Source organism: Xanthomonas sp. NCPPB 3570 (assembly GCF_056725115.1).
The window spans coordinates 4,232,729-4,245,062 of record NZ_CM161513.1 but is presented as its reverse complement, the minus strand read 5'-3'; the positions used below and the strand labels follow the sequence as shown (position 1 = coordinate 4,245,062).

General features: G+C 63.8%; 10 protein-coding genes. 7 read left to right on the top strand and 3 right to left on the bottom strand.

From position 1 onward, the window contains the following. Positions 1 to 13 precede the first annotated feature (13 nt). The 7 genes from AC1PLR_RS18220 (at position 14) to AC1PLR_RS18190 (ending at position 8,838) form a co-directional block, all read left to right on the top strand. Entirely contained in the window at positions 14 to 1,351 is a 1,338-nt protein-coding gene (locus AC1PLR_RS18220; protein ID WP_209032469.1) for an ABC transporter ATP-binding protein, read from the top strand. Beyond that, a complete protein-coding gene (locus AC1PLR_RS18215; protein WP_481101887.1) occupies positions 1,348 to 1,908 on the top strand; it encodes a CatB-related O-acetyltransferase in 561 nt (186 codons plus the stop codon). The genes AC1PLR_RS18220 and AC1PLR_RS18215 overlap by 4 nt, the downstream gene beginning before the upstream one ends. Positions 1,909 to 1,969: 61 nt before the next feature. Next, on the top strand, positions 1,970 to 3,070 hold the full coding sequence (locus tag AC1PLR_RS18210; protein ID WP_481101886.1) for a class I SAM-dependent methyltransferase: 1,101 nt from the start codon (positions 1,970 to 1,972) through the stop codon (positions 3,068 to 3,070). A gap of 56 nt (positions 3,071 to 3,126) precedes the next feature. Further along, positions 3,127 to 5,637 carry a glycosyltransferase family protein gene (locus tag AC1PLR_RS18205; RefSeq protein WP_481101885.1) on the top strand — a complete coding sequence of 837 codons (2,511 nt, stop codon included), beginning with the start codon at positions 3,127 to 3,129 and terminating at the stop codon, positions 5,635 to 5,637. After that, entirely contained in the window at positions 5,634 to 6,608 is a 975-nt protein-coding gene (locus AC1PLR_RS18200) for a CgeB family protein (RefSeq protein ID WP_420007981.1), read from the top strand. Before AC1PLR_RS18205 ends, AC1PLR_RS18200 begins: the two co-directional genes overlap by 4 nt. Positions 6,609 to 6,685: 77 nt before the next feature. Continuing rightward, entirely contained in the window at positions 6,686 to 8,287 is a 1,602-nt protein-coding gene (locus tag AC1PLR_RS18195) for a hypothetical protein (RefSeq protein WP_481101884.1), read from the top strand. A 23-nt stretch (positions 8,288 to 8,310) separates the two neighbouring features. After that, on the top strand, positions 8,311 to 8,838 hold the full coding sequence (locus AC1PLR_RS18190) for a hypothetical protein (protein ID WP_481101883.1): 528 nt from the start codon (positions 8,311 to 8,313) through the stop codon (positions 8,836 to 8,838). A gap of 244 nt (positions 8,839 to 9,082) precedes the next feature. Here AC1PLR_RS18190 and AC1PLR_RS18185 read toward each other — a convergent pair whose 3' ends face one another. From AC1PLR_RS18185 to AC1PLR_RS18175, 3 genes are all read right to left on the bottom strand, one after another. Then, on the bottom strand, positions 9,083 to 10,483 hold the full coding sequence (locus tag AC1PLR_RS18185) for a hypothetical protein (RefSeq protein ID WP_481101882.1): 1,401 nt from the start codon (positions 10,481 to 10,483) through the stop codon (positions 9,083 to 9,085). Positions 10,484 to 10,633: 150 nt separating this feature from the next. Next, positions 10,634 to 11,026 carry a GtrA family protein gene (locus AC1PLR_RS18180; protein ID WP_481101881.1) on the bottom strand — a complete coding sequence of 131 codons (393 nt, stop codon included), beginning with the start codon at positions 11,024 to 11,026 and terminating at the stop codon, positions 10,634 to 10,636. Further along, positions 11,023 to 12,318 (bottom strand): NAD(P)/FAD-dependent oxidoreductase, encoded by a 1,296-nt coding sequence (locus tag AC1PLR_RS18175; RefSeq protein ID WP_481101880.1) that lies wholly within the window; start codon positions 12,316 to 12,318, stop codon positions 11,023 to 11,025. Before AC1PLR_RS18175 ends, AC1PLR_RS18180 begins: the two co-directional genes overlap by 4 nt. Positions 12,319 to 12,334 lie beyond the last annotated feature (16 nt).

Genomic DNA, 12,334 nt, shown 5'->3' with positions numbered 1-12,334 from the left:
TCAAAGGTCCATCATGTCGGAATTGGCGATTCGCGTCTCTGGCGCCTCCAAGTGCTATCAGGTCTACGACAAGCCGCACGATCGCATCAAGCAGGCGCTGTTCCCGCGGGTCGGGCGTTCGCTGGGCCTCGCCTCGCGCAAGTACTTCAAGGAGTTCTGGGCGTTGCAGGACGTGTCCTTCGAGGTGCGCCGCGGCGATACCGTGGGCATCATCGGCCGCAACGGTTCGGGCAAGTCGACCCTGTTGCAGATGATCTGCGGCACGCTGGCGCCGACCTCGGGCTCGATCCAGGTGAACGGGCGCGTGGCGGCGCTGCTGGAGCTGGGCGCGGGCTTCAATCCCGAGTTCACCGGGCGCGAGAACGTGTTCATGAGCGCGTCCATCCTGGGTTTGACCCATGCGGAAATCGAGGCGCGCCTGGACCGCATCCTGGCATTCGCCGATATCGGCGATTTCGTCGATCAGCCGGTCAAGGTCTATTCCAGCGGCATGTACGTGCGCCTGGCGTTCGCGGTGATCGCGCACGTGGACGCCGACATCATGGTGGTCGACGAGGCGCTGGCGGTCGGCGATGCGGTGTTCGTGCAGAAGTGCATGCGCTTCCTGCGTGCCTTCCGCGAGCGCGGCACGCTGCTGTTCGTCAGTCACGATACCGGCTCGGTCCTGAGCTTCTGCCAGTCGGCGGTGTGGCTGGACAAGGGGGTCATGCGCATGCACGCCTCGGCCCAGGAAACCACCCAGGCCTACATCGAGTATTGCGCGCAGGAAAGCTACGGCGACGAGGTGAAGCTGCAGGCGCTCGATCAGCGCGAGGGCAAGGCCATCGGGCCGCGTCCGGTGGCCAAGCCGGTGGAGGAGATCAAGCTCGAGCTGTTCGACAACATCGCCCACTCCGATGGCTGGCAGTCGGGCGCCGCCAGCATTGCGTCGGTGGCGCTCACCAACCTCGACGATCCCGGCCGGCCCTATTTCTTCGGTGGCGAGCATGTCGCGCTGCGCATCGTCGCCCAGGTGCATCGCGACATGAAGAGTCCCATCCTGGGCTTTTTCGTCAAGGACAGCCTGGGGCAATCCTTGTTCGGCGAGCACACCTTCACCCATGTGCAGCCGCCGCTGGACGTCGCCGCGGGCAATCAGCTGGAAGCCGAGTTCGTCTTCCACCTGCCATTGCTGCCGAACGGCGACTACTCCATGACCGTCTCGGTCGCCGAGGGCGATCCCCTGACCAACACGCAGCACCACTGGCTGCACGATGCGGTGATCCTCAAGGTGTCTTCCCCCACCCTGCGCTACGGACTGGTCGGCATTCCGTTCGAGCGGGTGCAGATGAAGATTGCGGAATCCCAATGAACGATACCTACCAAAGCAGGATCGCGCTGCTCAGTAGCGACGATCCGCGCATCAGCGTGGGACGCTTCACCTACGGCAATCCTGCGCTGAAGGTCTGGGCCGAGGACGAATCCATCGCCATCGGCGCGTTCTGCTCGATCGCCGACGAGGTGGTCATCTTCGGTGGCGGCGAGCACCGCAGCGACTGGGTGACGACGTTCCCCCTGCGGATCGCCTTTGGCGATCCGCTCGCCAAGCGCGACGGTCTTCCGGCCAGCAAGGGACCGACCCGCATCGGCAACGACGTCTGGCTGGGACACGGCGCGATGGTGATGTCCGGCGTCAGCATCGGCGATGGTGCCATCGTTGGCGCCGGTGCGGTGGTCGCCAAGGACGTTCCGCCTTACGCGATCGTCGCCGGCAATCCCGCCAAGGTCGTCAGGAAGCGCTTTTCCGAGGAGCAGATCGAAGCGCTTCTCGCCATCCGCTGGTGGGATTGGCCGATCGAAAAGATCCACGCTTGCCAACATCTGCTATGCAAGGACGATATCGGTGCCTTCATCGCGCAGTTCCAGTAGCGCGTCCGCATGACGCGCAGTGTGCATCTCCCTTCGGGAATGTCGTGTACGGAGCACAATCGTGATCAATTTTCCAATTAACAATACGATGTTCCTGCACCCGCAATGCACTCCGGAGAGTGCCTGGCTGGGGCATATTCCGTTCGCGGGATGGTTGGTCGAGGAAATGCGTCCGGGAATCCTGGTTGAGCTGGGAACGCATCGCGGTGCGTCCTATCTGGCGTTCTGTCAGGCGATTCAGGGCTGCGCGGTCCAGGCCAAGTGCTACGCCGTCGATACGTGGGAAGGCGACGAGCACGCGGGTGTCTACGGCGATGAAGTGTTCTTTACGTTGCTGGACTATCACCAGCGCAATTACGCCGATTTTTCGCGCTTGATGCGCATGCGCTTCGAGGAAGCCGTCGAGTATTTCGAAGACGGCAGCGTGGACCTTTTGCACATCGACGGGCTGCATACCTACGACGCGGTCCGCAACGATTTCGAGACCTGGGCGAGCAAGCTGTCCAAGCGCGCCGTGGTGCTGTTCCACGACATCAACGTCAGGGAGCGCGATTTCGGCGTGTGGCGCTACTGGGCGGAGATCCGCCAGCGCTATCCGTCGTTCGAATTCACCCACACCCATGGCCTGGGCGTGCTGCTGGTGGGCGAGGAGCAGCCCGAAGCGCTGCGCCAGCTATGTGCGTTCACCGAAGTGGATGGCGCGCCGGTGCTGGTGAATCGCATGTTCGAGCATGTGGGACAGCTGATCTCGACCAAGCTGGATATCGGGACCCTGGCGCGGGAGCAGGGCAGGCTGGCAGGGTTGTTGAACGAGAGCGAAGCAGCGAAGGGCGAGCTGTCCGCCGAGCTCGCGGGCGTGCGCGAAACGCACGCCGCCTTGCAGTCAAAGCTGGACGAACAGGCTGCCGCGTATCGCAGCGAAGTGGCGCACGGTGCCGAGCTGTCGGCGAAGGTGGCGGAAGTCCCGGTGCTGATGGGGCGCCTGCAGGAAGAACTGGTGCAGCTCACCGAGATGCTCGCGGCCAAGGAGGCGGACATCCATCGGATTCAGGCCGAGAAGCAGCAGCACGAGGTGGCGCTGGAACGGATGCGCGCCTCGTTCAGTTGGCGTTTGATGGCGCCGTTGCGGAGGGTGAAGCGAATGTTCACGGGTGCGCAATGATGTTAATATTGTGGTAATCGGTCCGCGCGCACGGATCTCAGTACCCGGAATTTTTGATGAAGCCATGGCGCGTCCTGCTCCTCGACACCAAGCGGAGTAATCCCAACCATTACATCTGCTTGGCCATCGCCAGGGCGCTCGAACAACATGGCGGTGTCGAGTGCATGGTCAAGGCCGACTACGGCTCGGCCATCGCGCAGGCGCAACGACACGGATGCAACCTGCTGCTAGCGTTCGATGGCGAGGAGCTGGACCGCTCGGTGGTCGAGCGCCTGGTGGATGTCTGCGGCCGCGCCGTCCTCTGGGTCACGGAGGATCCTTACGAGCGCAGCATCAACGTGAAGAATTCAGATCTGTTCGATCTGGTGTTCACGAACGATGCCGGCAGTGTCGCTGGCTACGGTGCCAAGGGGCGGCATCTGCCCTTCGCCGCGGACGAGCGCTTCCATTTCCATGCGGTGCCCGAGTCCGACGACGGTCACTATTTCTACGACCTGTTCTTTGCGGGCACGGCCTGGCCGAACCGGTCGGAGTTTCTCGCCAAGCTGCAGGCGGCGATTCCCGAGATTCGCCTGAAGTTGGCCTTGCCTGCCAACCCGTACATCCCCGCGCCCAAGCTGGGCATGGAACTCAGCGAGTACGACTGGCGCACGCCGAACACCGAGTTCGCGAAATTTTCCAATCGCAGCCGTTCGGTGCTGACCCTGCATCGTGCGTTCTCTTCTTCGGGCAACGATCCGGTTGCGCAGACGCCGGGGCCGCGTTTCTTCGAAGTGGCGTTGGCGGGCGGCTTCCAGTTGGTGGATACCTCCATCCCCGACATCCGGGTGGACGACTTCTTCACCGAAGGCAAGGAATACGTCGGGTTTTCGAGCGTGCAGGAGTGCATCCAGAAGCTGGAGCACTATCTGGCCTATCCGCAGGAACGCCTGGCGATCGCCCGCGCGGCGCAGCAGCGCGCCCGCACCGAGCACCTGTACGCCAATCGGGTGCAGACCCTGTTCGCGGAACTGGAGGCGTTGACCGTGGCGCCGGCGCCCTCGCTGCAGCCCGCGCCCAAGGCGCGCCGGCGCATCATGATGGTGTCGCACAATATTCTCGGCGTGGAGCCCTACGGCGGCGTGGAGGTCTACCAGGACTCCGTGCGCCAGGCGATCAAGGACGACTTCGAACTGTTCTTCTACGTTCCCGATCGCACGGTGACGCCGGTCGGCATGCGCTACGTGGTGTACAACGAAGCGATGCAGGTGGTCCAGAGCTTCGACTGCGCTTCGACGCTCGATGACTCGCTGCTGTCCTGCCCGGAACGCGAGCAGGTGTTCTCCAGGTTGCTGGAGAAGTTCCGGATCGATCTGGTGCATTTCCAGCATCTGATCGGCCATGTGCCATCGCTGGGCTTCATTCCGTCGGCGCTCGGAATTCCCGCGGTGTTGAGCCTGCATGACTACTACGTGGTCTGCTCGCGCTTCAACCTGCTGGACTACCGTGGGGTGTACTGCAACATCCCGGCGCTGCCGGCGGAGACCTGCGATGTGTGCTTGAACGCGGCGCAGGGCCTTGGAGCCGGCAGCCAGGCCAAGCGCAGGGCCTTTTTCGGCCGCATGTTGTTGGCGATGGACGCACTCCATGCCAATACCGAGGGCGTGGCAGCGCTGTTCAGGACGATGTATCCGTTGCTGGAGGGAAGCGAGAAGCTGCGGGTCATGGGCGTGCCGATGCCGCGTGGCGACGAGCGTGCGAAGGTGCCGCAGCACCCGCCGGAAATGCCGGACGCGCCGCTGCGGATCGCCATCGTCGGCAACTTCACCAAGAACAAGGGCGGCGACCAGTTGGTCCATGCCTTCAACCAGTTGCGGACGGACAATGTCGAATTCACGGTGATCGGGCGACTTTCCGAGCCGTACAGCGACATCTTCAATATCCTGAAGATCCCGAATCTGCGGGTGTATGGCGCGTACCGCCCGGGCAGCTTGCCGCAGATACTGGCTGGCTTCTCGATGTCGATGCACTTCTCCATCTGGCCCGAGACCTACTGCATCAGCCTGTCCGAGGCGTGGAGCGCGGGGTTGGTGCCGATCGTCTCGGACACGGGCGCGCTGGGCGAGCGAGTGGTCGATGGCGTCAACGGGTTCAAGCTGCCGATGGGAGAATCGGGCGCGATCGTCTCGCTGGTACGGAGGCTGATTGCCGACCGCGCGGAGGTCGAACGCGTGCGTGCGAACGTGCATGCCGGCCTCGGCGTCGGTCACCAGGAACATATGCAGTGGCTCAGCGGACTCTATCGCGGCCTGTTGGCACAGTTGCCGCCATGGCGCGCGCGTGACGCCGGGGCACCACCGCGTGGGCAAACGCTCAAGGAGATCGGTGTGTTGCTGATGGATCGGGAATGGACAATCCAGCCACGCGGCGCGACCGTCGTGGTGAACGATGTTGCGCAGTTGGTGCCGACGCCAGAGCCGGGAAGGGTGCGCCGGCTGTACCGGTATTTCAGGAAGAACGGCGCGGTGAACACGGCGCGCAGGCTTGCCTCCGAAGTCGTGCGCCGCCTCTCTGGAGCTGCGAAATGAGCATGCCCTCTCGCGTCCTGGTCTGCGGCGCCTCGCCGGACAATCAGAATCGCAACGTGGTGCTGCGCAGCTACGTGGCCGAAGGTTTCTGGCAGTTGCGCGGGATCGAATCGGTGGTGAACGTGCCGCTCGAGCACGCGGCGACCAAGGCGTGGTCGGCCAGGCCGGAGTTGGTGGTGTGCTTCGGTTCGTGCATGCCCGACGATGCCGATTACAGCGGCATCAAGCGCTACTGCGCGCAGACCGGCGCAACGCTGGTGTTCTGGCTGCACGACGACCCTTACGAGTTCGATTTCAGCTACAAGATCAAGGATGTTGCCGATCTTGTCTTCAGCAACGACAAGTGGTGCGCCGAGCACTACGACCACCCGCGCGCGTTCCACCTGCCGCTGGCAGCGAGCGAACGCGCGCACTGGCGTCCGATCTCGGCGACCAAGGACGTCAACATCTTTTTCTGCGGCGTGGCCTTCGGCAACCGGATCAAGTTGCTGCGCGATCTGGCAAAGCCGTTGCAGGAACACGCCGCGGTGGTGCTGGGCGACGGCTGGCCGGAGTCGGAGTTGCCGTTCTGCCGCAACCAGCGCCTGCCCAACAACGAACTCTCGGATCGGTATGCGCGCGCCTGGATCACGCTCAACATGGGGCGCGACTACCATTACGCCAACGACCGCTTCAAGCTGGACCCCTCCACGCCGGGCCCGCGCACGTTTGAAGCCGCGATGGCGGGCACGACCCAGTTGTTCTTCGTCGAGAGCCTGGAGATCGTCGATTACTATGCGCCCGGCACCGAGGTCCTGCTCTACAACTCCGTGCGCGAGTTCCGCGAGTGCATAGAGGCCATGGTGGGCGATCGTACCCGCTGCCTGGCGATCGCTGCGGCCGCCCAGCAGCGCACGCTGCGCGAACATACCTATCTGCACCGCGCGCAGACGATGCTGCAGCATGTGCAGGAGTGGCAGGCCGGCCGTTGACGGGGAGGCCGGGACTCGGCCGATGGCCGAGCCTCGGCAACGGGAAACGTGGTTCGCGTACGTGAGGAGTCGGTAACGTGGCAGTGGAGTTGTGGGGAAGCCTGGCGCTTTGCGTCGCGGTGGCGTTGTCGTTGCTCGGCGTGGGGGCAGGGTTGCTGTCGCTCAGCGAAGCTGGTCGACGGCTGCACGGCCTGGAGCTGCTGGCGTACTCCGTCGCTGTGGGCGTGGTCGGGCATGGCGCGCTTGGCGTCTTCGTCGTCTCGCTTCCCAGCGACAACCGGCTCAATGCCTGCATCGGGTTCGCGCTGCTGTACGCGCTTTCCTGCTGGCAGTGGTATCGCCACGGCGTGCTCGGCAAGTTGCTCGCCGGGCGTTGGCGGCTGACCGTTCTTGGTTTCGCCGCATGGATCGGCATGGCGTTGTCGTGCATGGCGATCGTGTCGATGCCGATCCGCTTTCCCGGCGAGTTGCCGGACGGGCCGTACGTGATCAAGAACCATCATCTGCACGTCAAGGTGCAGGTGATGATGGGGGCATTTCCGGCGGACAACTACCTGCCGTTCCTGTCCAGCGAGTTCCTGCTGCGGGACATCCAGTTCGCGTTCGAGCGGCCGCTCATGCCCGGGCAGGAGCTGTCCAACCGCCCCATTCTGATGTCGTTGGTGAACGTGCCGTTCCGAGCCGTGCTGGATCCACCGGCCAAGCAGGTCCACGCGCTGCCAAGGTTCAAGTACGTCGGCCAGGATTGGCCGGACGTCGGAAGCCTGGGCGACGACGATGCATTCCGGCAGTTCCTGGCGGTCGGCATCGTGTTGAACAGCACGTTGCTGCTCGGCGCGGCACTGCTGCTCATGCGGGCCGGACTGCGCGGCGCGTATGTGTTGGCCGGATTACTGCTGGTCGTCAGCAGCCCGTACTTCATCGCGCAGACCCTGTTCACCTGGCCGAAATCCCTGGGCGGCTTCTTCCTGATCCTCGGTGCCTACGCATTGCTGTCGCGCCGCTCCGCCTTCGCCGCCGGTGTGCTGGCGGGCATGGCGTACTGGTCCCATCCCTACGCGATCGTCTTTGCCGGATGCTTCGGGCTGTACATCCTGCTGCGCGACGGATTCAAGCCGCAGTGCGTGCGTAACGTGCTCGCCTACGGCGTGGCCCTGGTCGCCTGCGTACTGCCCTGGTGGCTGTGGACGCGATGGTACCTGCAGATTCCGTCGGACCTGGTGGCGCAGAACCTATTGAGTTCGGCGAGCCTGGGCGATCTGCTCTGGGTGCGTGTCGCCAACGCAGCGCGGACGTTCCTGCCGCTGTATCTGGGCACCTATCCGATGGTGCCCAATCAGCTCTTCCAGGACATGCTGATCTCGATCACCGGCGCCATGGGCGTGTTGCTGAGCGCACAGGCCTATGCAGGCGCATGGAGCTATGGCAGTCGCCGGCCCAAGGAACTCTTCGCCTTCGTGGTGTTGCCCAGCGCGCTGTTGGTGGGCGTATTCAGCGCGCCGGCGATTCCTGCGGTGCATGGCCTGCAGGCCATCGGCATCGTGCTGTGCGTGTTCGCGATGAAGTTCATGCAGGATCGCATGAGCAGGCGGATCGCATGGGCATGCGTCGTCCTTCAGCTGTTGATCAATCTTGGCCTGCTGTGGGCCAGGGCCGACGCGCTGTTGCCGTCGGCCTGAAGCGGAAATCGAGGAGAAGCGAAATGCGCGTGCGTCCCCTGCTGGCCATGGCCTCCGTCCTGTGGGTATTGGCCGGGTGCCGACAGTATCCCGCCAGCGAGTGCGAGAAGTACCTGGCGGCAGGCGATGTCTCCGTTCGCGTGCCGATGGACGACTCCTCCAATGCGGCGATTCCGTTGAACGATCGACAGGTGCTTGCCGGCACCTTCGCGCCTCCGGCCACCCTGCACGTCAAGCGGGCGGCGGTGCAGATCGGCAACAGCGGTGGTGCCGCCCAGGGCAGGATTGCCCTGAAGCTCTGTCAGGACGAGCGCTGCACGATCGGAAGAGCGGAGCTTGCCGGCTCCAAGGACAACGACTATCTGCCGGTCACGTTGGAATCCGAGTTCGCGCTGCAGCAAAGCGGTGGCGTGGTGCGCTACGAACTGGCACGCGAGTCCGGCGACGACAAGCTGGTCGTCTGGGTCTACCCCGCCCAGGGCAAGGAGTCGTTGACGATCAACGGCAATCCTGAAAGCAAGGTGCTCAATCTGATGCTGTATCAGCGTTGATTTGCTGCGCCATGGGCGCACCCGCACGGCGTGTGGTGCGCTCGGTGGTCACTGGCTTCGCTGCGATCAGGTGACATTGCACGGCCGCAGTCACAGCCACGGCCTCGCTCACTATTCCCGCTTCAAAGGCGCGCAGGCGCCGCGTGCTGCTTTGCTCTGTCTGCGCCGTCGACGCGCTGATCGCTGAAGCGTCAGCAGATGCGGCATTGCGCGCCGGACGCTGCAGCAGCGCCCGGCGCAGCGGTCAGGGGGTGCTCTCGATGTGGATGCACTTCCTGCAGCCGAGGTCGCGCTCGATCAACGGCGTGAACATGTGCATCGGCGGATTGAACTCATGGTCGAGTTCGCTCAGTGGGCGGTCCTTCACATAGCCCTGCGCCTTTTGCTGCGTCGCGGCTTCCTTGACCACGTTGGCCCACAGCACATCGGAGGACGTAAGCAAGTAAGGCCATATCTGCGGAATGGTGATGCGAATGAAGGCAGCCGTGCCGGCGGCCGACCCAAGCGACAGGATCAGCAGCGGCACCAGCATCGGTTTCCCCAGCTTGCGCGCAACCATGCCAACAAGTGCGCTGATCGGCAGGTAGGCGAAGAAGGTGGCGAAGATCAGATAGCGCGTGCCGAACAGGTAACCATCCAGGCTGTGCGGATCCAGGGTGCCCTTGGTCCGCAGCACGGGGAGCGCACTGAACAGTGCCAGCGCGAGGGCGGGGAAGCCGACCACGATGCTGGCCAGCATCAGGGACGGCCGCGATTGCGTGCGGCTACGCTGGGCCATGGCGATCGCGGCGGCGAGTAGTGCCGCGAGCAGGGCAAGACCATAGACGGCATCGACCGGGAACGCTTCCACGTCCGGCCAGCGGAAGCGCCCGCTGGCCCACAGCGACTGCAGTCCACCGTGCACCAGTCCCATGTACAGCGCACCGAACCGTTTCACCAGCGTCGACGGCGGTATCGCCAGTTCCTGTGTCGGCACGCCGCGGGTCATCATGACGCCATGCAGCGCCGTCAGCACGGCGAAGATGCAGATGGTGCGCCAGTGCCGGGGCGCGAGCCGTTGGCTCCACATCAGCACGCAGCAGCTGAGCAGGGTGGTGATGCTGACGACGAAGCCGACGCCGAGGAAATGCATCGAGGCATAGCTCCAGGCCATCGCCCAGAACAAGGCGCGCTCGTCCTGGAAGGCGCTGGCGCGGATCAGATAGCGCAGCCCTGTCGCCGCACACGCCATGCAGAGGAACTGTGCGGCCATGAACGGCCAGGTCACCATTTCCGCGATCGCCGGCTGCAGCAGGAACACCGCGGCGAGCAGATAGCCGGCGACCTGCGCAACGCCGCGACGATTGCCCAATGCCGCCAGCGTCGTGCGCGTGAGCGACGCCAGTGCGGTACCCAGCAGACCAAGCAGCAGCATCTGCCGCCAGAACCACAGATGCTCGTTGGTGCTGAACAGCCTAGCCTGCAGCAGTTCAGCGGCGAAATACAGCGGTGTGTAGTGCCCGCTGTAGGACGAATAGATGTGCGCGTCCAAAAAGTGGGCGAGATCGCCGCTGTAGGCCCAGGCGATGAACAGGCCGGATTCTGCCCTGAACGTCTGAATGTTCAGCCCGGACCAATGGTAGAAAGCTCCCAGGAAGAGCGTCAATGCCAGCCACGGAAGAAGAAACCTTCTGACGCATTGCGTGAGGCTGGGTGAGTGCGGTTGGGAGGCTGTGGGCATGTCGCCGTTGCTCGCGTCGTGGTAGCGCAGTGGTCGAAGTCATCCGCCGTGCGGCGGCGCAAGGCGGGAAGCGGATCAGTTCTTGAACGACAGGTACTTGTGGCCGAGGTAGCTGGTGACCACAGGCACGGCGACGCCGATCGCATGGGCGATCGTTTCGTCCAGATAGCGGATGCCGAGCCAGGGGAACACCCATTTCGCCAGCAACAGGCTGATCGCCAGGGTCTGCAGCAGGGCGACGGCGTTGACCACGACGAACCAGGCGATCTGCGTGCGCTGGGTGTTGGAGGTTTCCTTGAACGCCAGCTTGCGCATCAGGATGAAGGCCGTGGTCATGCCGACCAGATAGGCCAGGACGATCGCCGTCGCATACGGAAACCAGAGGCTGAAGAGGATGCGCGAGCCGAAGTTGGCGGCGGCAGCGATGCCGCCGGACAACAGGAAGAAGAAGAACCGCTTGCTGATCATGCGCTCGCTGCGACCTCGGCCAGGCGCCTGCCGACGTCGATGCTCTCGTTGATCGAGCGATCTTCCGGGTAGTAGTACGCCGTGTCCGCCATGTAGAAACCGCTCAGCGGCGTCTTCATCGGCGGCAGCATGTCCTGGAAGCCAGGCGGGCAGATGGTCTGCGCATATTCGTAGCGATGGCAATGGGTTGCGCGGATCCACTCCGGCTTGAAGTCCGGATTGATCATCGGCAGGTAGCTGATGACCTCGTCGATCAGTTGCTGGTTGCTCCACTGCCACTTCGGGTGGGTCTTGGGCATGTAGTAGGGCGCATACACGATGTGCTCGCCCGGACCCTTGCCGGGATTGAGGTTGCTGTACTCGATCAGGCCGGGGATGGCGATCCGCTCGTCGCTGATGTTCATCCAGAAGTTCTCGCTGACCGGCTTGGACAGCTTCAGGATCACGCAGGCGACCGGGATGTTCTCGATCGCGGCGACCTGGTCGGCGAAGGTCTTGGGCAGGCCGGGCACCATGCCGGGCACGTACTGGATCGGGGCCGTCGACACCACGCCGTCATAGGCATGATGGCCGTCGCGGGTGCGGATGCCGGTGACCTTGCCGTCGACCGAGGCGACTTCCTCGATCGGCTGCGACAGCAGGATGCGTCCGCCCAGGCGCGTCACTTCCGCCGCCATGCGTTCCAGCAGCACGGCCGAGCCGCCCTCCAGATAGCCCATGCTTTCGTTGAACAGATTGCGTCGCGACAGCGCCACGCGCTTGATGCGGGTACCGATCCATGACGCGGACAGGTCGTTCTGGTATTCGAAGAACTTCAGTGCGAACGCCTTTTCCCACATCACCTTGTAGGCCTTGGGGCCGATCCAGCGGGTGATCCAGTCGCGCGCGTTCTCCTTGTCCAGCGCGGTCCAGTCACTGATGCCCTTGGTGTGCATGACGTGCAGGGCGTAACGGATCTTGTCGACCAGCCCCAGGTGCGGGAAGCCGAGCAGCGCGAACGGCGTGCCCCACTTGTGCAGCTTGCCCTGGTAGTAATACCCCATCTTGGTGTCGGTCCAGTGCAGGCGGTCGGACAGCTTCAGGTCCTCGAGCAGCTTGAACAGCGGAAAGTCGGTCTTGCAGATGAAGTGGTAATAGCGCTCGATGCGCAGGCCGTCGAAGTCGAAGTCCGCGGACATGCCGCCGATGCGGTCGTCGCGCTCGTAGACGTCGACCTGGTGGCCCTTCTTCAGCAGTTCCATGGCAGCCATCAGGCCCATGGGGCCGCTGCCGACGATCGCGAATGTACTCATGGTTCTGGTCTCGTAT